Source organism: Agromyces flavus, assembly GCF_900104685.1.
GTDB lineage: Bacteria > Actinomycetota > Actinomycetes > Actinomycetales > Microbacteriaceae > Agromyces > Agromyces flavus.
Genome location: NZ_LT629755.1, coordinates 1,705,878 through 1,728,980 on the forward strand (window position 1 = coordinate 1,705,878; position 23,103 = coordinate 1,728,980).

Sequence of the window (23,103 nt, forward strand, 5' to 3'; positions counted from 1 at the left end):
CGATCGGCCGACGCTAGGCGTTCGGCCGGTTCGCGCGCAGCACCTCGAGTCGCGCGCGGTACTCGGTCTCGTCGATGTCGCCCTTGGCGTAGCGTTCGGCCAGGGTGGACTCGGCGGACGCGCCGCGCGCCCACGGCGGCCCGTACGCGCCATCCGCCCACGCCCGGCGACGACCGCGCGTGATGAGGAACACGACGAGGCCGATGAGCAGGATCCAGAACACCGGAACCAGGAAGAAGAGCCAGCCGTACCCGGCCGCCCAGGGTCCGGCGTGGGTGGCCACCGTGGCGGCGGCGAGTGTCGTGAGCATGTCGGTCGCTCCTTGATCGTGCGGCCCCGGGTCGGACCGTCATGACCATGCTCTGCGCGCGGCCCGTCCGGCGAATCCGCCCGTGGGAGGCACTCGGGATGCTCCCGCGGGAGCACGCCGTCGGCGCGCGCTACTGCCAGCCGGGCGAGACGAGCCCCGACTCGTAGGCGACCACGACGAGCTGCACGCGGTCGCGTGCGTGCAGCTTCGCCATGATGCGCGAGACATGCGTCTTCGCCGTGAGCGGGCTTAGGATGAGGCGGCCCGCGATCTCGTCGTTCGTGAGGCCCTGGCCCACGAGCCGCAGCACCTCGCGCTCGCGGTCGGTGAGCGCCGTCAGGCGGGATGCGTCCGGCTCGCGCAGGCCCGTCGACATGCGCTCGAGCAGCCGGCGCGTGACGCCCGGCGAGAGGAGCGCGTCGCCCGCCGCGGCGACGCGCACGGCCCGGATGAGGTCGACCGGCTCGGTGTCCTTCACGAGGAACCCGCTCGCCCCGGCCCGCACGGCCCGCGCGACGTACTCGTCGAGCTCGAACGTCGTGACGACGACGACGTGCACGCCGTCGAGGGTCGGGTCGGCGGCGATCCGCTCCGTGGCCCACAGCCCGTCGCCGCCCGGCATCCGGATGTCCATGAGCACGACGTCGGGCGGCGTCGCGCGGACGAGCGCGAGCAGCTCTTCGCCGGTCGAGGCCTCGCCCACGACCTCGATGTCGGGTTCGGCTTCGAGCAGCGCCCGGAAGCCGGCGCGAACCAGCACCTGGTCGTCGGCGAGTGCCACGCGGATCATGCGGTCGCTCCCCACGGCAGTCGGGCGGTCAGTCGCGTTCCGCCGCGCGGCGAGCGGTCGAGCTCGACCGAGCCGCCCAGGAGCGCCGCGCGCTCGCGCATGCCGAGGATGCCGCTGCCCTCCTCGGCGCCCTGGAGGCCGTGCCCGTCGTCGTCGACCGTGAGGCGCAGCTCGTCGCCGAGCCGTTGGACCGTGACCGCGGCCTTCGTCGCTCCGGCGTGGCGGACGACGTTCGTGAGGGCCTCCTGCGCGATCCGATAGGCCGCGAACTGGACGGCCCGGCCCGGAGGATCTTCGATCCGGTCCACGAGCTCCACCTCGAACCCGGGCGAGCGGAGGCCCTCCGCGAGCCGCGGCAGCTCGGCGAGCTCCGCCAGGGGCGCGAGCGGCGCGTCGGCGTCGCCGCGGATGACGCCGAGCACGCTGCGCACCTCCTCGAGCGCCGTCTTCGAGGTGGTCTTGATGTGCTCGAGCGCGGTCCTGGCCTGGCCGGGATCGCGCTCCATGAGGTGCAGCCCGACGCTCGCCTGGACGTTGATCTGCGACAGCGCGTGGCCGATCACGTCGTGCAGTTCGCGGGCGATGCGCACCCGCTCGCGCTCCTCGGCGGTGCGCCGGCGGCGGACGGCCTCGGCGCGGTAGGCGGCGGCACGCTCGCGGCGGACGCGGACGAACGCGCCGATGCCGAAGCACGCGGCCAGGAGCGCGGTCGTGAGCGCGATGCGGAACGGATGCCACGACACGCCGAGCGTCGAACCGAGCGACAGTGCGGCGACCCATGCGGCCACCACCGAGACCACGGCCCACACGAGCGCGCCACGGGCGACCGCGAGCACGATGGCGAAGGCCAGCGCGAGGTACGGCGGCCCGACATCGGGACCGGAGAGCAGGTCGACGAGGGCGAGTGCCGAGACGACCGCCACGGTCGGTCCGGGTGCGCGACGGGAGCCGAGCAGCGCGAGGGGTCCGGCGGCCGCGAGGGCGACCTGGCCGAGTCCGGCGGCCCAGCCAACGTGCAGCCACGCCGCGATGCCGATCGCCGCGGGAACCTGCACGAGGAGGCAGACCACCACGGGCGCGAGGAGCGTGAACGTCGGCGATGGACGGAAGCGCTCGGGCCGACCGTCCCAGTGGGGCGGTCCGTCCCACGGTGACGCGGGCATCCCCCGATGCTAGCGCCGCAGCCGCCGCACCGGATCGTCTGCACGGAGGGACCGCGCGTACTCCGTAGGGAGTAGCCCGCGGCTCACAACAGCGAGACGGGCTTGACGATGTCGGCGTAGATCAGCAGGGCGCTCATGCCGCCGAGGATCACGACGACCGCGAACGTCAGCGGCATGAGCTTGGCGAGGTCGACGGGGCCGGGATCGGGCCGACGGCGCAGCTTCGCCCAGCCGCGGCGGATCGCCTCCCACAGGGCTCCGGCGATGTGCCCGCCGTCGAGCGGAAGCAGCGGGATCAGGTTGAACACGAAGAGGGCGATGTTCAGCGAGGCGAGGATGCCGACCAGTCCGGCGGCCTTCGACGCGAGCGGCACCTCGTCGAGGCTCGCGATCTCGCCGGCGACGCGCCCGACGCCCACGACCGAGATCGGACCGTTGGGGTCGCGCTCCTCGGGGCCGAAGGCGGCCTCGGCCACGTCGACGATGCGCTGGGGCAGGTTGACGATGATGCCCGCGACCGCCTGCACGTTCTCGCCGACCATGGGCAGCACGGCCGTCACCGGCTGGCGCACGGTCTCGGTCGCGGGACCGATGCCGACGAAGCCGGCCTGGACGGTGACCGGGTCGCCCGAGGCATCCGTCACGACCTGGCCCCGCTCGTCGGTCACGTACCGCTCGCTGAGCAACGGCGTGACCTCGAGGGTGACCTCCTCGCCGTCGCGGAGCACGACCATGTCGATCGGCTCGTCGGGGTGGTCGCGGATGATCGCGGTGGACTCGTTCCACGAGTCGATGGGCTCGCCCGCGACGACCACGATGGTGTCGCCGGGCTGCAGTCCCGCCTCCGCGCCGGGTGCGGCCGGGTCGCCGGACTCGCAGGTCTGGCGCTCGCTCGTGGCCGGCAGCGCGCACTCGGACACGCTGCCGATGGTCGTCGAGGCCTGGGCGACGCCGAACCCCATGAGGAGCACCCCGAACAGCACGATCGCGAGCACCAGGTTCATGAAGGGGCCGCCGAACATCACGACGATACGCTTCCACACCGGGAGGCGGTAGAACGCGCGGTCCTCGTCGCCGGGCGTGATCGACTCGGCGCTGGAGTCGCGCGCGTCCTGCACGAGACCGCGGAAGAAGCTCGTGCTGCCGGCGGTGGCGGCCTCGCCCTTGGCCGGCGGGAACATGCCGATCATCGCGATGTACCCGCCGAGCGGGATCGCCTTGACGCCGTACTCGGTCTCGCCTTTCCGCTTCGACCAGACCGTGGGTCCGAAGCCGATCATGTACTGCGTCACCTTGACGCCGAACAGCTTCGCGGGCACCAGGTGCCCGATCTCGTGCAGGCCGATCGAGACGGCGAGGCCGACGACGATGATCGCGACGCCGATCACGAATGCGAGCACGGAATCCACCCCGTCATCGTAGGGGCGATCCCTTGGTGCGCGCTGTCCGCCGGCTGGGAGACGGATGGCGCGGCGTGGGGGTCGGCGCTATTACTTCGCGATGCGCACGTCGGCGGCCCGCCGCGCGTTGCGCTCGGCCTCGGCGAGCGTGTCGACGGTGAGCGTGCCCGAAGACGCCTCGTGCGCATCGACGACGTCGCGGACGATGTCGACGATGCCGGTGAATCCGATGCGCCCGGCGTGGAACGCGGCGACCGCCTGCTCGTTCGCCGCGTTGAAGACGGCGGGGTACTCGCCGCCGGCGCGCCCGACCTGCTTGGCCAGGCGGACGGCCGGGAACGCCGCGTCGTCGAGCGGTTCGAACGTCCACTCCGTCGCGCGCGTCCAGTCGAGGGGTCGGCCGACGGCCGCGACGCGATGCGGCCAGTCGAGACCGAGCGAGATCGGCAGGCGCATGTCGGGCGGAGAGGCCTGCGCGATGGTCGATCCGTCGACGAACTCGACCATCGAGTGCACGATCGACTGCGGGTGCACGACCACGTCGATCCGGTCGTAGTCGACGTCGAACAGCAGGTGCGCCTCGATGACCTCGAGGCCCTTGTTGACGAGGGTCGCGGAGTTCGTCGTGACGACGAGGCCCATGTCCCAGGTCGGGTGCGCCAGTGCGTCGGCCGGCGTCACGCCCGCGAGGTCGTCGCGCGAGCGCCCGCGGAACGGCCCGCCCGAGGCGGTGAGCACGAGCCGGCGCACCTCGTCGTGGGTGCCCGAGCGCAGCGCCTGGGCGATCGCCGAGTGCTCGGAGTCGACGGGAACGATCTGGCCGGGACCCGCGAGTCGGGTGACGAGGTCGCCGCCGACGATGAGCGACTCCTTGTTGGCCAGCGCGAGCGTCATGCCGCGCTCGAGCGTCGCGATCGTGGGTCGGAGGCCCACCGATCCGGTGATGCCGTTCAGCACCACGTCGGCGTCGACGCCTCGGACCAGCTGGACCGCCTCCTCGACGCCGACGGCGGTGTGCTCGACGCCGAACTCCGCGGCCTGCGCGTCGAGCGCGGCACGGTTCGAGCCGACCGCGAGGCCCACCACCTCGAAGCGGTTGGGGTTGGCCCGGACGACGTCGAGCGCCTGCGTGCCGATGGAACCCGTGGAGCCGAGGATGATGACGCTGCGCACCCGACCACTCTAGGCCGCGGCCTCCCCCGGCCGGGGGCTCAGGGGCGCGGCAGCACCGCGACGGAGGCGGCGACGCGGCCCGGCACCGGCACGTCGTAGAGCCGGATCTCGTCCCAGCGGGAGCCGAACTCGGGAACGGTCCGCTCGATGCGGCCGATGCCGTCGTCCTTCCCCGGCATGCTGAGCGCGAGCCGCGACGGCTCGATGACGCCGGCGTGCCCGAGCGCGCGCAGCAGCGCCGCCTTGCGCGCCCACAGCGTCGCGCGCACGAGCGGCCGGGCCGCCGCATCCAGCGCCTCGAGCCGGCGACGCTCGTCGGGATGCAGCGCGACCTCGTCGACATCAGGACCGACCTCGCCCACGGCCGCCTCGACTCCCACGCCGAGCGGATGGCGCGGCCCGACGGCGGCGACCACGACCCCCGCGGCGACCGCGGCGTCGGCGAACCAGTGCGCCCCGGACGGCGTCGTCGGATACCGCACCGTCGGGCTTCCGTGCCGGGCGCCGCATTCCGGGCACGCGTGGTCGAGCTCGACGTCGTCGGCCGGCACTTCCGCGGTCGCGGCCAGGTGCGCGCGCAGCACCGCGTCGACGCCGCCGCGGCGACCCGCGACCGCGACCACGGCGTGCGCGCCAGTGTCGCCGAGTCGCACGGCGTCGGCGGAGAGGTCCATGCGCCCATGATGGCGCACCATGCCTCCTTCTCGTGCCCACGTGATATTCCGACGGCCGCATACCGCATGACGTACCGTCGGAACGTGAGTGAGATCGAGGCCGACGCCGTGCCAGCCCAGCCGTCGAAGCCCGGGCCGGTCTACGGTCTCGTCCGAGGCGTCCTCCGCCCGCTCGTCCGCGTGGTGTACCGGCCGACCATCACCGGCGCCGAGCACGTGCCGCGTCACGGTCCCGTCATCCTCGCCTCGAACCACCTGTCGTTCGTCGACAGCATCGTCATCCCGCTCGCGGCACCGCGTCCGGTGCAGTTCCTCGCGAAGTCGCACTACTTCACGGGCACCGGGCTGAAGGGCTGGGTCTCGCGCACGTTCTTCACGGCGATCGGCGCGGTGGGCGTCGAGCGCGGTGCCGGCGCCGCCGCGCAGGCCGCGCTCGACCAGGGCCGTCGGATCCTGGAGGCCGGCAACGCCTTCGCGCTCTATCCCGAGGGCACGCGCTCGCTCGACGGCCGCCTCTACAAGGGCCGGACCGGCGTCGCGTGGCTCGCACTGACCACGGGCGCCGTCGTCGTGCCCGTCGGGCTCGTCGGCACGCAGGAGATCCAGCCGGTGGGGTCCTCGATGCCGCGGGTCCGACCGGTCACCGTGCGGTTCGGGGCGCCGATCGACGTGAGCCGACACGGGACGGCCGAGTCGGGGCGGGCGCGCCGAGCCGCCACCGACGAGATCATGGCCGCGATCCACGCGCTGTCGGGGCAGGAGCTCGCCAACGCCTACAACGAGGTGCCGCCGCACGGCGCGCTCGCGAAGATCGCCGACCGCGTGGCCCCGCGCGAGCGCGTCTGATTCCCAGCCACGCGCGGGCTCGTGCCGGTATCGTCGGCCCGATGAGGACGACGGCGCGCTCGTGGATCGCCGCGCTCGCGGCATCCGTCGCACTGGCGCTGGCAGGCTGCAGCGCGCCCGCCGGCTTCGATCGAGCGGACGCATCGGAGGGCGACCGGCGCATCCCGTCGGCCGATCGGTTCGATCCCGGCTTCATCGTGAGCGACGACGCGTTCTTCGACTCGGGCGCGATGACCGAGGACGAGATCCAGGACTTCCTCGAGTCGCGCGACTGCCGGCCGGAGGCCGGGGTGGCGTGCCTCGACGAGTACGTCGAGGACGTCGACGACGTGCCCGCGGCCGGGCCGCGGCACTGTCGCCGCATCGCCGGGCAGGCCGACATGCCCGCCAGCCGGATCATCGCCGAGGTCGCCGAGGCGTGCGGCATCAGCCCGCGCACGTTCCTCGTGCTGCTGCAGAAGGAGCAATCGCTGCTCACCCGGCCAACGGCCCGCGGGTACGAGCGCGCGACCGGCTACGGCTGCCCGGACACCGCGGACTGCGACGCGCGCTACTTCGGCTTCTTCAACCAGGTGTACCGGGCCGGATGGCAGTTCCGGCAGTACACGGCCCAACCCGATCGGCAGTTCCAGGTCGGCCGCATCGACGTGCCGTTCAACCCGGATGCCGCGTGCGGCGCGTCGAAGGTCCGGATCCGCAACCAGGCGACCGCGAACCTGTACAACTACACGCCCTATCAGCCGAACGACGCCGTGATCGCCGACCCGTCGGGCGGGGACGACTGCTCGGCCTACGGGAACCTGAACTTCTGGCGGCTGTGGCACCGGTGGTTCGGCGACCCCCAGGACGAGCGGTTGCCCGCGTACTTCCCGCCGTGCTCACGGCTCGTGGGCGGGTACCCGTGTCCGCCCGCGGCACCGCCAGCACCCGATGCGCCCGGTGCACCGCCGCTGCCCGTCAGCTGAGCACCGCGCGACTCACTCGGCCGGAGCCGCCTCGTCGCGCACGAGCGTGACCGGCTCATGGTGCACCGGGAAGTTGACGGACGCCGCGATGAAGCACTTCTCGGATGCCTCGTGGTGCAATGACGCCGCGACCTCGCGCATCGCGGGCTCGGCGACCGTGACGCGCGGGTGCAGCACGGCCTCGACCAGCCGCCCGCCGCCCCGGCCGTCCTCGAGCATGCGCGCGGTCGCGGCATCCGAGTAGCCGACCACGACCACGCCGTGCTGGGTCGCCACGTGGAGGTACGAGAGCATGTGGCACTCGCTGAGCGCGGCCAGCACGAGCTCCTCGGGATTCCAGCGGTCGCGATCGCCGTGGAAGACGCGGTCGCTCGAGCCGGCGATCTCGTGGAGCTTGCCCTCGGCCCGGACGGCGTGCTGGCGCCCGTAGGCGCGGTACGAGCTCGTGCCCTCGCCCCGGTCGCCCTCCCATTCGAGCTCGATCGCGTAGTGGTGCTCGCCGAGCATCCGCAGTCCCCTCCCCATCGCGTCCGGCGCCGCGGCGTCCCTGCGGCACCCTCGTCGATTCTGCACCCAGCCGCCCACAGCGGCTCCGCGCCGCGGGGATAGGCTGGGGGCACCATGACTGACACCCAGATCCCCGTCGAATCCCTGCCCGCCGAGTCCGCCGCCGCGGCGCCCGCCGTGCCCCAGGAGCGACGGATCGTCACGGCCATTCCCGGCCCGCGCTCGCAGGAGCTCCACGCGCGCCGCGCCGCCGTCGTCTCATCCGGCGTCTCGAGCGTCCTGCCCGTGTACATCGAGCGTGCCAACGGAGCCGTGCTGGTCGACGTCGACGGCAACCACTTCGTGGACTTCGGCGCCGGCATCGGCGTCACGACCGCCGGCCACACGCCCACGCGCGTGGTCGAGGCCGCGGTCGACCAGGCCCGCGACGTGCTGCACACGCTGTTCACGATCACGCCGTACGAGGAGTACGTCCGCGTCGCCGAGCTGCTCGCCCAGCACACGCCCGGCGACTTCGCCAAGAAGTCGGTGCTCGTGAACTCGGGCGCGGAAGCGGTCGAGAACGGCGTCAAGATCGCGCGCAAGTTCACCGGTCGCCGCGCCGTGGCGGTGCTCGACCACGCCTATCACGGCCGCACGAACCTGACGATGGCGATGAACTACAAGGCGATGCCGTACGCGACCGGCTTCGGCCCGCTCGCCGGCGACGTCTATCACGCCCCGAGCTCCTACCCCTATCGCGACGGGCTCTCCGGTGCCGAAGCGGCCGAGCGGACCATCGGCTACCTCGAGAAGGTCGTCGGCGCGACCGACCTGGCGTGCCTCGTCGTCGAGCCCATCCAGGGCGAGGGCGGCTTCATGGTGCCCGCCGACGGCTTCCTCCCCGCCCTGCAGGAGTGGTGCACCGCCAACGGCGTCGTCATGATCGCCGACGAGATCCAGTCGGGCATGGCCCGCACCGGTCGCTACTACGCCGCCGAGCACTTCGGCTGGACGCCCGACCTCGTGCTCTCGGCCAAGGGCATCGCGGCAGGCCTGCCGCTCGCCGCGGTCACCGGGCGTGCCGAGATCATGGATGCCTCGCAGCCCGGCGGGCTCGGCGGCACGTTCGGCGGCAACCCCGTGGCGTGCGCCGCCGCCATCGCGGTGTTCGAGGCCATCGACGAAGAGGACCTCCTCGCCGAGGGGCAGCGCATCGAGGCCACGCTCACGGCCGGCCTCGAGCGCCTGCGCGAGAAGTACGACGTCATCGGCGACATCCGCGGCCGCGGTGCCATGATCGCGATCGAGCTGGTGCGCCCGGGCACGGGCGCGACGAGCAAGGAGCCGAATCCCGAGGCGGTCGGGAAGGTCGTCTCGTACGCGGCCGAGCAGGGCGTCCTGTTCCTCAGCGCCGGCACCTGGGGCAACGTGCTCCGGTTCCTGCCGAGCCTGCGGATGACCGACGCGCTCATCGAGGACGCCCTCAGCGTGCTCGACGAGGCCTTCGCGACGCTCGCCTGAACGTGGGCGCGACCTTCCCGGCCTCCGCCGCGGCCGAGCTCGCCGTGGTCGAGCGCGGCGGCTTCGTCGAATCCCGGCACGTCGGCTCGGCGGTCGTCCTCGCCCCGGGCGGCGATGTCGCCCGCGTGCTCGGCGACCCGGCTGCTCCCGTACTGCCCCGATCCAGCATGAAGCCGTTCCAGGCGATCGCCGTGATGACCTCGGGGGTGACGCTCCGCGGCGAGGACGCCGCGATCGCGACGGCGAGCCATACCGGGACCCCGCGCCATGTCGCGCTCGTCCGCGGCCTGCTCGCACGCGAGTCGCTGCCCGCCACGGCGCTGCGCTGCCCGCCCGAGTATCCGACCGATCGCGCCTCACGTGATCAGCTCGTCCGTGCGGGCGAGCGACCCGAGGCCATCACGATGAACTGCTCGGGCAAGCACGCCGCCATGCTGCTCGCCTGCCGCGCGAACGGCTGGTCGCTCGACGACTACCTCGATCCCGAGCACGCCCTGCAGAAGCGCGTGCTCGACGTGCTCGAGCGCCTGACGGGCGAGCGTCCCGTCGCGACCGTCGTCGACGGGTGCGGAGCGCCGGTGCACGCCCTCAGCCTCACGGGCCTCGCGCGCGGGATCCAGAAGATCGCGTCCTCGTCGACGAGCTCGCCGTTCGCCCTGTTCCGCGAGGCGGCCGCCGTCGGCGACGGCGTGCGATCCAACGGATGGGCGGTGGCCGGTCCGGGTCGGCCCGACTCGGTCGTCATCGACCGGCTCGGGGTGTTCGCGAAGTTCGGTGCCGAGGGCGTCCAGGTGATGGCCGCACCCGACGGAACCACCGTTGCACTGAAGATGCTCGACGGCTCACCTCGCGCGTCCGCGATCGTCGCCGCGCGCCTGCTCGCCGGCGTCGGCGCGATCGACTCGGCCGCGGTCGACGCGGTCGAGCCCGACCTCGGACTCGACGTGCTCGGCGGCGGCGCCGTGGTCGGTCGCATCCGCGCGACGGTCTGATCGTCCGGCGGCTCGTCGACGGCGGATGCCGCGGGCCCGGTGTCGGCGCCCGCGGCATCCGCTCTCGATCGGCTCAGCCCGCCGCGGCCGCGAGGCGCTTCGCGCGGGCGGCCCGCGACACCTGCGCGACCACGACGATCACGAGCGCCACGATGAACACCGCCGAGGCGATCACGTTCGCCTCGGCCGGGATGCCGCGCGACGCCGAGATGTAGATGTACTTCGGGAACGTCGACACCGAACCGGAGTTGAAGTTCGTGATGATGAAGTCGTCGAAGCTCAGGGCGAAGGCGAGCAGTGCCGCCGCCATGATGCCGGGCAGCAGCAGCGGGAACGTGATCCGCCAGAAGACCTCGCGGGGCGAGCCGTAGAGGTCGCGACCTGCCTCCTCGAGCGCCGGATCCAGGCTCGCGACGCGCGCCTTGACCGTCACCACGACGAAGCTGATGCAGAACATCGTGTGCGCCAGGATGATCGTCAGCATGTCCTTCGGAACGCCGACCGCGAGGAACTGGGCGGCCAGCCCGGCACCCAGCACGACCTCGGGCGTGGCCATGGGCAGGAACAGCAGCAGGCTGATCGCCGAGCGCGCGCGGAATCGGTAGCGGACCAGGGCGATCGCGATCATCGTCCCGAGCGCCGTCGCGACGACCGTCGCGACCAGGCCGATCACGATGCTGTTGCCGAACGCCTCGCACACCGCGCCGCCTTCGACGTTGCACACGTTCAGCCACTTGTCGAAGGTGAACCCGCGCCAGGCGATGTTCGACTTGATCGAGTCGTTGAACGAGAACACGAACGTGTAGACGATCGGGATCAACAGGAAGATGAACGCGAGCGTGACGTAGACCGGCAGCAGCCAGTCGCCGAGCCCGAGCCTTCGCCCACGCGGACGCTGCCGGCGACGGCGGTCCTCGACTTCCTCGCTCTCGCTGAACCCGCCGAGCACGGCGGCGGCCTGCACCTCACCGCTCACAGCAGGTCCTCCGTTCCGGATCGCTTCACGTAGACGCCCACGAGCACGAGGATCGCGGCCATCAGGATGATCGAGAGCGCCGCGGCCGCCGGGTAGTTCAGCAGCACGAGGAAGTTCGCCTCGATGACGTTGCCCATCATCTGCGTGTCCGGTCCTCCGAGGAAGTCGCGACTCGCGTTGACGTAATCGCCCGCCGCGGGGATGAACGTGAGCAGCGTTCCCGCGACGATGCCGGGCATCGACAGCGGCACGGTGACCTTGCGGAAGACCGTGAAGGCGTTCGCGTAGAGGTCGCTGCCCGCCTCGAGGTACCGCGTGTCGAGCCGCTCCAGCGTCGTGTAGAGCGGCAGCGTCATGAACGGGATGAAGTTGTACGTCAGGCCGAAGATCACCGCGAACGGCGTGCCGGCGAAGTACGCATCGGGTCCGAGCAGGCCGATCGCCTTGAGCGAGGTGATGATGAGCGACTCGTCGGACAGGATCTGCTTCCAGGCGAGGGTGCGCAGCAGGAAGCTGATGAAGAACGGGGCGATCACCAGCACGAGCAGCAGGCTCTGCAGCAGCGGCCAGCGGCGGGCCTTCACGCCGATGAAGTAGGCCAGCGGATAGCTGAACAACAGCGCGAACACGGTCGCGGCGAGCGCGTAGCCGAATGAGCGCAGGATATGCGGCCAGTACTGCTCGACCACCGTGACGTAGTTCTGCCAGTTGAAGGCGTAGTCGTACACGCCGATGTCGCCGAACTCGTTCGGCGCCTGCAGCGACGTGAGGATCAGCGAGATCAGCGGCGTGAGGAAGAACAGGACGAGGTAGAGGATGCCGGGCAGGAGCAGAAAGAGCGCGATCGGGCTCCTCCGTTTGGGGGCCTGCGGCTGCGCCTCCGTCGTCGCGAATGCTGCGAAGGCCATGCTCAGTTGCCCTCGAGCTCCGAGATCAGCGCCTCGCGACGCTGCACGGCGATCGACTGCGTGTCGGCGTCGGCCGGGAATCGGCTCGACTCGTCGGGCTCGTCGGCGAGGCCGAAGCCGTGCTCGACGTCCCAGCTGACCCACACCTCGGCCCCCTCGGTGGCGACCGGACCGAAGCCCATGTTCTGGGAGAAGATCGAGATCGTGCCGACCCCCGGGATGGCGACGATGTACTCGGTGCTCACGCCGGCGAACGACACGTCGATGACGCGACCCGGTCCGAGGATGTTGCGGTCGGCCGTCTCGGCGGGCTGCTCGAGGTGCAGTGCGACCTTCTCGGGCCGCACCCCGACCGTGACGAGGCCCTGGTGGCGCTGGGCGCGCGAGGTCGGCACGGTGATGCGGTTGCCGCCGGCATCGACGGTGACCGAGGTGCTCGTGGTGCCGGTCACGTCGCCCGTGAAGAGGTTCGACTTGCCGAGGAAGTTGGCGACGAACGCCGTGCGCGGCAGCTCGTAGAGCTCTTCGGGCGCGCCCATCTGCTCGATCGCGCCCTTGTTCATCACGGCGACGGTGTCGGCCATGGTCATGGCCTCCTCCTGGTCGTGCGTGACGTGGAGGAAGGTCAGGCCGACCTCCTCCTGGATCGTCTTGAGCTCGAGCTGCATCTGGCGACGCAGCTTGAGGTCGAGCGCGCCGAGCGGCTCGTCGAGCAGGAGGAGCGCCGGTCGGTTCACGATCGCGCGGGCGAGCGCCACGCGCTGCTGCTGTCCGCCCGAGAGCTGCGCGGGTCGGCGCTGCGCGAGGTGGTCGAGCTCGACCAGCTTCAGCGCCTCGTGGGCCTTGCCCTGCGCATCGTCGATGCGCCGCCGCTTCAGCCCGAACGAGACGTTGTCGATGATCGACATGTGCGGGAACAGCGCGTAGCTCTGGAAGACGGTGTTGACCGGACGCTGGTGCGCCTTGGCGTCCGTGACGTCCTTGCCGCCGATGAGGATGCGTCCCTTGGTGGGCTCCTCGAGCCCGGCGACGAGTCGGAGCGTGGTCGTCTTGCCGCACCCGGAGGGGCCGAGCAGGGCGAAGAAGGATCCCGCGGGGATGGTCAGGTCGAGCTCTTCGATGGCCGTGAAGCCGGGGAATCGCTTCTGGATGCCGACCAGTTCGAGGTCGGCACCGCGTTCGGCGAATTCGCGGACCGACATCACGATCCCAGGAGGATCTGCTGGAACTGCGCCTGGTACTTCTGCTCCTCGGCGCCGGACAGGGCGCGGAAGATGTGCGCGGTCGAGAGCGTCTCCTCGTTCGGGAAGATGAGCTGGTTCTCGGCGAGCTCGGGGTCGATGGCCATGGCGGCCTCCTGTGCGCCGACCACCGGCGTGATGTAGTTCACCCACGCGGCGACCTCGGCGGCGACCTCGGGGTCGTAGTAGTAGTTGATCAGCGTCTCGGCGTTGGTCTTGCGAGGCGAGCCGATCGGGATCAGGAAGTTGTCGTTCCACAGCGTGCCGCCCGCGTCGGGAATGGCGAACTGCCACTTGTCGCCGGCCTCGGCGTTGATGACCGTGATGTCACCCGACCAGCAGATCGCGGCGAGCGTGTCCTCGCTCTTGAGGTCCTCCAGGTACGAGTTGCCCTTGATGTTGCGGATCTGGCCGTTCGCGACCTGCTCGTCGAGGACCTCGATCGCGGCGTCGTACTCGGCGTCGCCCCACTCGCCCGAGATGTCGACGCCGTTCTGGAGCATGATGAGCCCCATGGTGTCGCGCATCTCGGAGAGCACGCCGACGCGGCCCTTGAGCTCGGGGTTCCAGAGGTCCTCGACGGAGGCGAGTCCGCCGGGCACCTTCTCGACGTTCCAGCAGATGCCGGCGAAGCCACCCTGCCACGGGAGCGAGTGCTCGCGACCCGGGTCGAAGTCGGGGTTGGCGAGCGCCGGTGCGAGGTTCGCCATGTTCGGGATGTTCGCGTGGTCGAGCGGCTGGGTGTAGCCCAGCCGGATCCAGCGGGAGACCATCCAGTCGGTGAGGCACACGGTGTCGGCGCCGATGTCCTTGCCGAGCGCGAGCTGGTCCTTGACCTTGCCGTAGTAGGTGTTGTTGTCGTCGACGGCCACCTCGTAGTTGACCGCGATGCCGGTCTCCTCCTGGAAGCGGTCGAGCGTGGGGTAGTTGCCCGCGTCGTCCTCGTCGATGTAGGCGGCCCAGTTCGCCCAGTTCAGGGTCTTGTCGTTGGCCGACTCGTCGGCGGCCGCGGTCGGCTTGGCCTGTCCGCCGCCGGTGGAACACGCCGCCAGGGCGAGCGCGGACGCGCCGGCTCCGGCGCCGGCGAGGAGTCCGCGGCGAGTCATCTGCGACTGCCGGGCTCGGGCGATGAGGGCGCGGACGATGGGGTCCTGGGGAAGGGGTCGGCTGCTCACGAGGGCGCTCCTGTCGGTCTGCTGCGCTGTGCAGGGGTGCGAAGATGATGACACACTGCGTGGCTGAAATCACGAGTTGATGTCCGAATCGTTAATTTCTGCGAACGCTACGCACGGAATCAGTGCTCCGAATAGGGCTTCGTGCGCGGAATCCGTCGTCTCAGCGCGTCAACCATGCGCGTCTCGCGGGCGCATGCTCAGGATGGGCGATCCAGCACTGGGCCGTCGGATCGTCGAGCAGCGGCGGGAGCGCCGTCGCCCGCGCCAGGGAGCGGAACTCGGCGTGGCCCCCATGCACGACGATCGTCGCTCGGGACCGTGCTGCGTGCGCGAGCGACCAGTTCGCCGCCCAATCCTCGGCATCTCCGACGATCAGGCGAATCGCATGCGACTCGGTGCCGCTCCCCGCGGCGACGGACTCGAGGGCATCCATCGCCTGCACCGCGGTCCCGGGCGTCGATCCCAGCCGGATGACCTCCGCACCGGGCAGGTGTGCTCGCAGGGCCGTCGCGTCGGCCTCGGGCGTCGCCGAGGCGACCGCCGCGATCTCGAGCCCGTCGAACGCCACCGGTTCGATCGGGTGCTCGGCGGCGTCCGGGCGAAGATCGGAATGGAGGAACTGGGCCCGCAGGCCGCGCCACTGCCCGGAGCCGGGTGGCTCATGGGCGCCCCAGTGGGTGCCCGCTCCGCCGGCGTGGACCAGATCGGAGCGCGAGGCGTGCCGGAGGAACGCGGTCGTCGTGAATCCGTCGCGGATCCCTGCGCCCATCCCGTTCGACCTGACCGCGGACGCTGCGACCGCGACGCCCGAGCGGCGTGAGATCCGGAGCAGTTCCTCGACCCGCAGCAACGCCGCGAGGCGATACTCGTCGGGCCAGGACGCGAACCGCGTGTCGAGGTCGTCGAGGACCACCAGCGCGGGCCGTCCGGCGCCGGCGTCGATTCCGCCCGAGGCCTCGAGCGCATCCCAGACGGCGCTCCGCGAGCCCTCGACCCGAAGCACCGACGAAAGGCCATGCCTCGCCTCCACCTGCCTCGCGATCGCCGCGAGCAGGCCGGAACGGCCCGAGTGCGGCGTTCCGAGCACGATCAGGGGTCCGTCGTGCGCGGGTCGCCACGCGGCGGGCGACCGACGCTGCCGATCGGGCTCGTCGACGACGCCGAGCAGGATCGCCTCGCCGTCGTCGGCCCCCCGACCGGCGATGCCTCGAGCGCCGCTCCGTCCGTGGGCGAGCACGGCGTCGACCGTGTCGAGCGTCACCAGCTCGGGAAGCGGATCCAGCCAGGGCCGCCGCGGCGGAGCGGCTTCGGCGTGGCAGGACGCGACGGCCTCGATCGCCTCCTCGTCGGCGATGGCCGACTGGAAGCGGATCCTCCGTCCGTCGCCGCCGTCGGCGATGCCCAGGCCCGGTCGGCCGGGCTCGAGCAGTGCCGCGCCGTCGGTCCCGACGACGGCCAGGCTGTCGGCGCGCTGCAGCACCCGCAGCGAGACCCGGATCCCGCAGTTCGCCATCACCTGCTCGCGCACGACGCCGTTCGGTCGCTGGGAGGCCAGGACCAGGTGCACGCCGAGCGACCGCCCGCGGGCAGCCAGGTCGGCGATGACGTCGCCGAGTTCGGGGAATCGCTCGACCATCGCCTGGAACTCGTCGACGACCACCACGAGACGAGGCAGTTCGATGCCGTCGGGAAGCGTCGCGAGGTCGCGCGCGCCCGCCGCCCGCAGCACCAGCTCGCGATGGCGGACTTCGGCACGCAGGCTCGCGACCGCCCGTGCCGCCTGGGTGTCGTCGAGGTCGGTCACGATCCCCGTGACGTGCGGGAGCGACGCGACCGGGGCGAATGCGGCGCCGCCCTTGAAGTCCACGAGGAGGAAGGCGACCCGGTCGGGCGGATGGGCGAGCGCGAGCGACGTGATCCACGCGAGCAGGAACTCGCTCTTGCCGCTGCCGGTCGTGCCCGCGACGAGCGCGTGCGGGCCGGACGTGAGCTCGAGCTCGACGGGGCCGTCGTCGGCGATTCCGACCACGGCCGGGAGACGCGTCCGGTCGCCCGGACGGGCCGTCGCCGGAAGGGGAAGCGACGAGAACGGCACGCGACGAGGCAGGTCGCGATCCGGACCGGCCAATCCGGCCCGCCTGGCGGCCTGCTCGAGCCGCGCGGCCCACGCCGACGCCTCGGCGACCGCGAGCAGTTCGGGCTCCACTTCGATCGGCCGTCGAGCCGTCCGATGCAGGACGCCCGTCCGCGGGCTCGCGAGGTGCAGCACCGAGCCGATCCCCGGTGGCAGCGCGGCGGGATCGCGAGCGACCGCGATGCGGAATGCGGCACGCTGGCGTGCGCCCGCCGCGTCCGGCCCGTCGAGCCGCGTGGTGCGGGAGGGCTCGTGGACGACGAGCGTCGGCGACGGCGGGCCACCACGGCGATGCGGGAGCACCGTCGCCCACTCCCAATCGCGATCGGGGACCTGCAGGGCGAGTTCGGCGGGACCCACGGCGTCGGCGCACTGCACGAGCACGGCTCGCGCCGCGGCCCGGGCGAGCACCGGGTCGCCGACGAACCCGATGCCGTGGCGCACGTCGACGCGGACCGGTGCGCCGTCGAGCCGTGCGGTGTCGTCGACCAGCGCGGTATCCGCGTCGTCGACCGCGACACCGTCGAGCCTGAGCTCGCTGGCCACGGGACCGCGTCCGACCACGATCGGGGGTGGCGCGGCGTGTCGCCACATCGGCACGGCGCGATCGACCGCAGCGCGCGCGGACGGCGAGCGGCGCCAGGCGGCATCGCGCTCGGTCGCATGGCGTGCCTCGACCTCGATGCGCAGTCGCGCGATCGCGTCGGCCCGATCGGCCAGGGCGCGCCGCCGGGCGCGCGCACCGATGCGACGGGCGTCGAGCATCGTGGCGAACGCGACGACAGGACCGAGCGCCGCGAAGACGAGCGCGAACGCGGAACCAGTGATCGCCCAGATCGCGATCGCCGCCGCAACCGGCGCGGTCGAGGCGATCCACGGGAATCCGGCTCGAGCGGGCTCGGCTGCGGCGGGTGGCAGCACGAGCGTCGCCGGGCCGGCGGGGCGATCGCGATCGGGCACCGGTCCAGCGGACCATACGCCGACGTCCACGCCCGGCGACCCGGGCGGATCCGGCGGTCCGTGCGAACCGCAGGGGGTGTTGAGGAGGGCTGGCGCGCTCTCAGGCGACCGTGAAGGCCTGCTCGCCGATCTCCACGCGGCTGCCCCGGGGAACCTGCACCCGCCGCCCCGGCTCGCAGCGGAGGCCGTCCTCACCCGGACGCCGGACGACCGTGCCGTTCGACGAGAAGCGGTCGGCGACCCACAGCCCGCCATCGTGCTCGCCGAACTCGAGGTGCGTCTTCGAGACCGAAAGCCCGCGATCGACGATCTGGACGAGATGGGCGAAGGATTCACCGGGTTGCGGCATCGGGCGTCGCCCGATCAGTCCGTCGCCCGAGACGGTGACCACCTCGCCCGTCGTGAAGGTGAGCACGAACGCGGCCACCTGGGGTGCGACGGGCGAGGGGCCGGTGGACGCCTCGCCGCCCGGAGGCTCCTGCCGCATCGGTTCGCCGGGGTTCGCCGGCACCTCCGGAACCTCGACGGGCGGGTGGTCCTGGAGCGGCACGCTGATCACGCCGCTCTCCGAGCGATGCAGCACGTACGTGTCGCCGGGTCGCGGGTCGAGGGGACGGCGCGACTCCGGCGTCGCCGAGGTGGAGCTGCCGCATTCGCCGCAGAACATGGCGCCCTCGGGCAGCTGCGCCCCGCAGATCCTGCAGTTCACGACCCGGCTCCCTTCCGCGAGCCAGCGTACCCCCGAGGGAACCCAGCGAGATCGCGGCCCGCATCCGCTCGCGCCGGGATCGCGGCTCGGCGAGGCGCCGCTGGAGTTCCTCCACCGCCGTCCACACGCGATCGTCGTCGCCGTCGCCCGGTCCGCCGGGCGCGTAGACGGCGCGGTCGACCACGGCGGCCAGGACGAGCGGGCCGAGCCCGCCCACGGTGGCGGCCTGCTCGGCGCGCGTCGCGGTGGGCCCGATGGGATATCCGTAGTCCGCGGCCGTGTCGGTGAACTCCTCCCAGCCGCCCTCGATGCGCTCGACGGATGTCGCAGCGCGGCGCCGCAGTCGCCGGCGACGCGCCTTGGCCGCGATGATGGCGGCGAAGGGCGCCGCGAGCAGCGCCATCACGGCCAGCACGATGCCCGCGACACGGAGCACTCCGAGGAGCGCGACGAGCCAGCCGGCGGTGTCGTCGGGATCGTCACGTCCCGGGTCTGGCTCGGCGGCGAGGTCGTCGACCGGGGTCGGATCGTCGGGCGGTGGCAGCGCCGACTGCGGTCGCGAGACGATGGTCGGCTCGTCGGGCTGGCGCTCGGGGATGTCGCGCGGTTCGGGATTCGGGTCGACCTGGATCCAAGCGCCCTCGACCGACTGCACCTCGATCCAGGCCTGGAGGTCGTCGCTGCGGAACACGTGCGTCTTCTCACCGGCCTCGGCATCGCGCGGCGGGAGGTAGCCGACGACGACGCGCGCCGGGAAGCCGATGCTTCGAGCCATCAACGCGGCGGCGACCGCGTACTGCTCCCCGTCGCCGATCATGGGCTTGGCGGTCGCCAGCTCGGCCAGGCGGTCGAGCGCGTGCCCGGACCGGCTCGGCTCATCCTCGTCGAGGCCGTGGCTCACATAGCCCTCGCGGTGGAAGCCCTCGATGACGGCGGCGAGGCGCTCGCCCTGCGAGGCCGACGCCGGCGCCCAGTCGTCGAGCAGGCGCGAGAGCTCGTCGGGCAGCTCGGGCGCCTCGGGCAGCACCGCACCGCCGGGGCTGAGGCGGCTGAGGTCCTGGCCCACGGGCGCGGCCATGGACTCCGCCTCGAACCCGTCGCCCTCGTGGAGCCCGTCGGGGAGGCCGCCGGTCCCGGTGACGTCGTTGTAGTGGAACTCCTCCCCGAGCGACCGCGGAGTGAAGCGGATCTCCTCGAGCTGGCCGATGCCGGGCACCCACACGTCGTCGTACCCGAGCACGTCCACGTCGATCCGCACCGGCTCGCCCGGCGCGGTGGATTGGTCGAGCCGGTAGGGCAGGCGCACGAACTGGCCGGACGCGGACGAACCGCCGCCGACCGAATAGACGACCCCGTCGTACGTGTCGAGCGTCGCGATGCGGATGCCGGCGCCCTCGGGCAGGCCCGTGACCGCGAGCATCTGCTCCGATGCGACGTCAGGCGCGTACGCCGCCCGGAAGCCGGCCAGCGGGCTCACGTACTTGTCGGGCTCGAACGGCGGCTGCAGCTCGGCGCGCACCACGTCGCGCGGGCCGGGCGGCACGACGAACGCGGCAGCCGTCGCGCCGACGACGGCGACGGCGGTCAGCACGGCCGCACTCGCGATGCGGCGTGCGTCGATGAGCACGGCGTCCACGGGACGGTCGAGCATGGCCTTGCGACGCTCGCCGATGGCGATCCGTACGAGCCACGCCACGGTCGTCAACAGGAACGCCAGGCCGGCCTCGACCGCGAGGTCGTCGTGCACTACGCCGAGCGCGATGCCGGCGACGAAGACGACGGCGGGCGGGATGGCGGCCGTCGCCGGACGGCGCGTGCGCAGCGCGATGGTCGTGGCGAGCACGGAGGCGACGAGCCCGAGCAGGAACGGCGGGACCAGCAGCGCCTGGTACGTGCCGACCGGCACGGTGATCGTGACGAGCTGCTTCCACGACAGGGCCGTGGCCGTGACGAGGTCGACGAGTCCCTCTGCGGTCGGGAGCACGCCGAGGTAGGTCTGGGTCGGGACGGCCAAGGGGACGCCGAGGACGAGGAACGACGCGGCGACGCTGCACGCCACCACCCATGAGGGCCACGCGAAGATCGCACCGAGCAGGCCGACCACGCAGCCCGCGAGGACGGATCCGACCGCGGCGGCGATGAACTGGGGATGCTCGTACACGGGCCACCACGGGATCATCGCCGCGAGGACCATCGCGGCGACGAGGACCACCGAGAGCGCGACCGAGAGGGGGTTCCGTCCGTCCAGTCCGCGCGGCCGGCGTCGCAGCAGCCGGGCCGTCGGCGCGGGGCCGCCGAAGCGCTCGTCCGAGGAGACCGTCATGCGACCGACGCCGTCCTCGCCAGCATCGAGCGGAGGTCGTCCAGGTACCCGATGTCCAGCACGGAGAGTCCGCCGACCACGCGCGCACTCGCCTCGCCCTCGTCGGAGCAGCGCACCACGACGCCCTCGACGCCGAGCGGGAGGCGGGCGGCCGCCGCCCGCAGGTCCGCGAGGCTCCTCCCGGCTCCGGTGACCAGGAAGGCGAGGGACACGCCCGTGACCGTCTCGGCGGCCGCCCGGACGGTCTCGGCGAGGCCGCTCATGCGCGTATCGACCTCGACGACGCACAGCGCATCGAGCAGCCGATCGCGCGAGGCGGTCGGCAGCTCGCGCATCGCCGCACCCCGCGCGCCGCCGGTTCCCGGTCGCGTCCGGTCGGGTCGATCCGCGCGCTCGGCGGGCCGGGCTCGCTCTGGTGCCGGCCGGGCGGCCGCGGAGGTCACGAAGCTCAGGGTCCGGGCGTCTCGGATGGCACGGGCGCCGAGGGAGGCGGCGGTGCTCACCGCGAGCTCGAAGTCGTCGGGATCCTCGTACGCATCGGCGGCGAGATCGAGCACGACCATGAGGCGGCTCCGGCGCGTCTCCTCGAACTGGCGCACCATGAAGGTGCCCGTCTTCGCCGAGCTCCGCCAGTGGATGAATCGGCGATCGTCGCCGGGCTGGTACTCACGCAGCGCATGGAAGGCGATGTCGCTGACCGTGAGATCCCGTGTCGGCGTGCCCTCGAGGTCGCGGAGGAATCCCGTGCTGAGGGGCGAGACGGCGATCGTGCGCGGGTGCACGTGCAGCATCCGGACTTCCGACCAGACGATCTCGCGCCGCATGAGCCCGACGGGGTCGGCGCGCACGGTTCGAACCGGGCCGACCGGGATGACACCGCGACGCGTGGTCGGCACCGCGATCCGCTCGTCGAACGCGCCTCCACGAGGCAACGCGGGGATCATCCTGGTGAGGATCCTGGTGCCGACGGGGAGCTCGAGGCGGGCGGCGGCGAATCGCCTGCGACCGGGATTGTGCGCCTCGAGGCGAGCCTCGGCCGTCTCGCCGACCGCGACCCGATCGACCGGAAGCGTGAGCTCGATGCTTCCGGCGCCGCGCCCGGCGAGCCAGGCGGAGGCGAGCGCGACGAGGAGCCCGAGCCCCCACCCGATGACGACGAGCTCACCCCAGCCCCAGCCGTACCCGACGATCAGCGCCACGACCGCCGCGAAGACGATGCCCCAGCCGAGCGGGGTCACCACGCTCCGGACCGCAGCGGTCCATCGGTCTGCGACGGATGCCGCGGCGCGGGCGGCCACGACGGCGCGCTCGATGATCACCGCGAGCAGGCCCTCCTTCGCGGCCTCCTCGGGGATCGTCGAGCGCGTGTGGAAGGTCACCCGGCCTGCCTCGCGGAGGGCGGCGGCGTCTCGATGAGCACCTGGGCGATGAGGTTGGACGCCGTCACGCCGTCGAACTCGGCCTCGGGGTCGAGGATGAGGCGGTGCGCGAGCACGGGCTCGGCGAGCGCCTTGACGTCGTCGGGCACCACGTAGTGGCGCCCGCGTCCGGCCGCATGGGTCTTCGCGGTGCGCACCAGGGCGAGCGCTCCTCGCACGCTGACGCCGAGGCGCACCTCCTTGGCCGTCCGCGTGGCGTCCACGAGGCGCGACACGTAGTCGTGGATGGTCGGGTCGACGTAGACCGTGCGCGCGAGCGCGGTCATCTCGACGATCTCCTCGGCGCGCAGGCGCGCTTCGATGCGCTGGTCGTGCGCTCGCTGGTCGGTGCCCTCGAGGATCCGGATCGTCGAGGCGTGGTCGGGGTAGCCGATGGACGTGCGCATGAGGAACCGGTCCAGCTGCGCCTCGGGGAGCCGATAGGTGCCGGCCTGCTCGACCGGATTCTGCGTGGCGATCACCATGAAGGGACGGCCGACCGGGTGGGTCTGCCCGTCGACCGTGACCTGGCCCTCCTCCATCACCTCGAGCAGCGCGGACTGCGTCTTCGGGCTCGCCCGATTGATCTCGTCGGCGAGCACGATGTTGGCGAACACGGGTCCCGGATGGAACTCGAAGACGCCCGACCGCTGGTCGTACACGGAGACGCCGGTGATGTCGCCCGGCAGCAGGTCGGGAGTGAACTGCACGCGATTGCTCCCGCCGTCGACGGACTGCGCCATCGCACGCGCCAGGGAGGTCTTGCCGGTGCCGGGGACGTCCTCGAGGAGCAGGTGGCCGTCGCTGAGCAGCGCCGTGAACGCGAGTCGGATGACGCGGTTCTTGCCCAGCAGGACCTCCTCGACGGCACCGACGAGCCGGTCGAGGTTGGCGGCGAATCGCGTCGCCTCCTCCGGAGTCATGGTCATGCGTGCT

At 72.2% G+C, this 23,103-nt stretch carries 20 protein-coding genes; 4 read left to right on the forward strand and 16 right to left on the reverse strand.

Features of this window, described 5'->3' with window-relative positions; all coding sequences use genetic code 11:
- Window positions 1-13: 13 nt before the first annotated feature.
- From BLT99_RS08105 to BLT99_RS08130, 6 genes are all read right to left on the reverse strand, one after another.
- Window positions 14-310, reverse strand: a complete 297-nt coding sequence (locus BLT99_RS08105) for an SHOCT domain-containing protein (protein WP_092670837.1) — start codon at window positions 308-310, stop codon at window positions 14-16.
- Between the two features lie 130 nt (window positions 311-440).
- Window positions 441-1,100 (reverse strand): response regulator, encoded by a 660-nt coding sequence (locus tag BLT99_RS08110; protein ID WP_092675875.1) that lies wholly within the window; start codon window positions 1,098-1,100, stop codon window positions 441-443.
- Entirely contained in the window at window positions 1,097-2,263 is a 1,167-nt protein-coding gene (locus BLT99_RS08115) for a sensor histidine kinase (RefSeq protein WP_092670839.1), read from the reverse strand. The genes BLT99_RS08110 and BLT99_RS08115 overlap by 4 nt, the downstream gene beginning before the upstream one ends.
- A gap of 83 nt (window positions 2,264-2,346) precedes the next feature.
- Entirely contained in the window at window positions 2,347-3,672 is a 1,326-nt protein-coding gene (locus BLT99_RS08120; protein ID WP_229724759.1) for a M50 family metallopeptidase, read from the reverse strand.
- 81 nt (window positions 3,673-3,753) lie between these two features.
- Window positions 3,754-4,836 carry a 1-deoxy-D-xylulose-5-phosphate reductoisomerase gene (dxr, locus tag BLT99_RS08125; RefSeq protein WP_092670842.1) on the reverse strand — a complete coding sequence of 361 codons (1,083 nt, stop codon included), beginning with the start codon at window positions 4,834-4,836 and terminating at the stop codon, window positions 3,754-3,756.
- 38 nt (window positions 4,837-4,874) lie between these two features.
- Window positions 4,875-5,510, reverse strand: coding sequence for a 4'-phosphopantetheinyl transferase family protein (locus BLT99_RS08130; RefSeq protein ID WP_092670844.1), 636 nt, complete (start codon window positions 5,508-5,510; stop codon window positions 4,875-4,877).
- Window positions 5,511-5,576: 66 nt separating this feature from the next.
- Between BLT99_RS08130 and BLT99_RS08135 the strand changes: the two genes are divergently transcribed.
- Both BLT99_RS08135 and BLT99_RS08140 read left to right on the forward strand, forming a co-directional pair.
- Window positions 5,577-6,356 (forward strand): lysophospholipid acyltransferase family protein, encoded by a 780-nt coding sequence (locus tag BLT99_RS08135; protein WP_092670846.1) that lies wholly within the window; start codon window positions 5,577-5,579, stop codon window positions 6,354-6,356.
- A 41-nt stretch (window positions 6,357-6,397) separates the two neighbouring features.
- Complete coding sequence (locus tag BLT99_RS08140) at window positions 6,398-7,321, forward strand: hypothetical protein (protein ID WP_092670848.1); 924 nt, start codon at window positions 6,398-6,400, stop codon at window positions 7,319-7,321.
- A 12-nt stretch (window positions 7,322-7,333) separates the two neighbouring features.
- Here BLT99_RS08140 and BLT99_RS08145 read toward each other — a convergent pair whose 3' ends face one another.
- Window positions 7,334-7,828: an OsmC family protein gene (locus BLT99_RS08145; protein ID WP_092670850.1), complete on the reverse strand. Its 495-nt coding sequence runs from the start codon at window positions 7,826-7,828 to the stop codon at window positions 7,334-7,336.
- Between the two features lie 114 nt (window positions 7,829-7,942).
- On the opposite strand from BLT99_RS08145, the gene gabT reads away from it, so the two are divergent.
- Both gabT and BLT99_RS08155 read left to right on the forward strand, forming a co-directional pair.
- Window positions 7,943-9,331: a 4-aminobutyrate--2-oxoglutarate transaminase gene (gabT, locus tag BLT99_RS08150; RefSeq protein ID WP_092670852.1), complete on the forward strand. Its 1,389-nt coding sequence runs from the start codon at window positions 7,943-7,945 to the stop codon at window positions 9,329-9,331.
- Window positions 9,332-9,333: 2 nt separating this feature from the next.
- Complete coding sequence (locus BLT99_RS08155; RefSeq protein ID WP_092670854.1) at window positions 9,334-10,323, forward strand: asparaginase; 990 nt, start codon at window positions 9,334-9,336, stop codon at window positions 10,321-10,323.
- 73 nt (window positions 10,324-10,396) lie between these two features.
- Here the strand turns inward: BLT99_RS08155 and BLT99_RS08160 are convergent, their stop codons facing one another.
- The 9 genes from BLT99_RS08160 to BLT99_RS08195 all read right to left on the reverse strand — a co-directional run bounded on the left by BLT99_RS08160 (window position 10,397) and on the right by BLT99_RS08195 (window position 23,096).
- Complete coding sequence (locus BLT99_RS08160; RefSeq protein WP_229724780.1) at window positions 10,397-11,182, reverse strand: ABC transporter permease; 786 nt, start codon at window positions 11,180-11,182, stop codon at window positions 10,397-10,399.
- Between the two features lie 113 nt (window positions 11,183-11,295).
- Window positions 11,296-12,207, reverse strand: a complete 912-nt coding sequence (locus BLT99_RS08165) for an ABC transporter permease (RefSeq protein ID WP_092670856.1) — start codon at window positions 12,205-12,207, stop codon at window positions 11,296-11,298.
- Window positions 12,208-12,209: 2 nt separating this feature from the next.
- Window positions 12,210-13,409, reverse strand: a complete 1,200-nt coding sequence (locus BLT99_RS08170; protein ID WP_092670858.1) for an ABC transporter ATP-binding protein — start codon at window positions 13,407-13,409, stop codon at window positions 12,210-12,212.
- Entirely contained in the window at window positions 13,409-14,623 is a 1,215-nt protein-coding gene (locus BLT99_RS08175; RefSeq protein ID WP_229724758.1) for an ABC transporter substrate-binding protein, read from the reverse strand. Before BLT99_RS08175 ends, BLT99_RS08170 begins: the two co-directional genes overlap by 1 nt.
- 160 nt (window positions 14,624-14,783) lie before the next feature.
- The gene (locus tag BLT99_RS08180) at window positions 14,784-17,717 is read right to left on the reverse strand and encodes an FtsK/SpoIIIE domain-containing protein (RefSeq protein WP_133988567.1); all 2,934 of its coding nucleotides are present in this window, start codon (window positions 17,715-17,717) and stop codon (window positions 14,784-14,786) included.
- Window positions 17,718-17,817: 100 nt separating this feature from the next.
- Entirely contained in the window at window positions 17,818-18,066 is a 249-nt protein-coding gene (locus tag BLT99_RS17575; protein ID WP_172802970.1) for an FHA domain-containing protein, read from the reverse strand.
- Window positions 18,050-20,749: a transglutaminase-like domain-containing protein gene (locus tag BLT99_RS08185; protein WP_092670862.1), complete on the reverse strand. Its 2,700-nt coding sequence runs from the start codon at window positions 20,747-20,749 to the stop codon at window positions 18,050-18,052. Before BLT99_RS08185 ends, BLT99_RS17575 begins: the two co-directional genes overlap by 17 nt.
- The gene (locus BLT99_RS08190; protein WP_092670864.1) at window positions 20,746-22,128 is read right to left on the reverse strand and encodes a DUF58 domain-containing protein; all 1,383 of its coding nucleotides are present in this window, start codon (window positions 22,126-22,128) and stop codon (window positions 20,746-20,748) included. The genes BLT99_RS08185 and BLT99_RS08190 overlap by 4 nt, the downstream gene beginning before the upstream one ends.
- Window positions 22,125-23,096, reverse strand: a complete 972-nt coding sequence (locus BLT99_RS08195; protein WP_092670866.1) for an AAA family ATPase — start codon at window positions 23,094-23,096, stop codon at window positions 22,125-22,127. The genes BLT99_RS08190 and BLT99_RS08195 overlap by 4 nt, the downstream gene beginning before the upstream one ends.
- Between the last annotated feature and the right edge of the window lie 7 nt (window positions 23,097-23,103).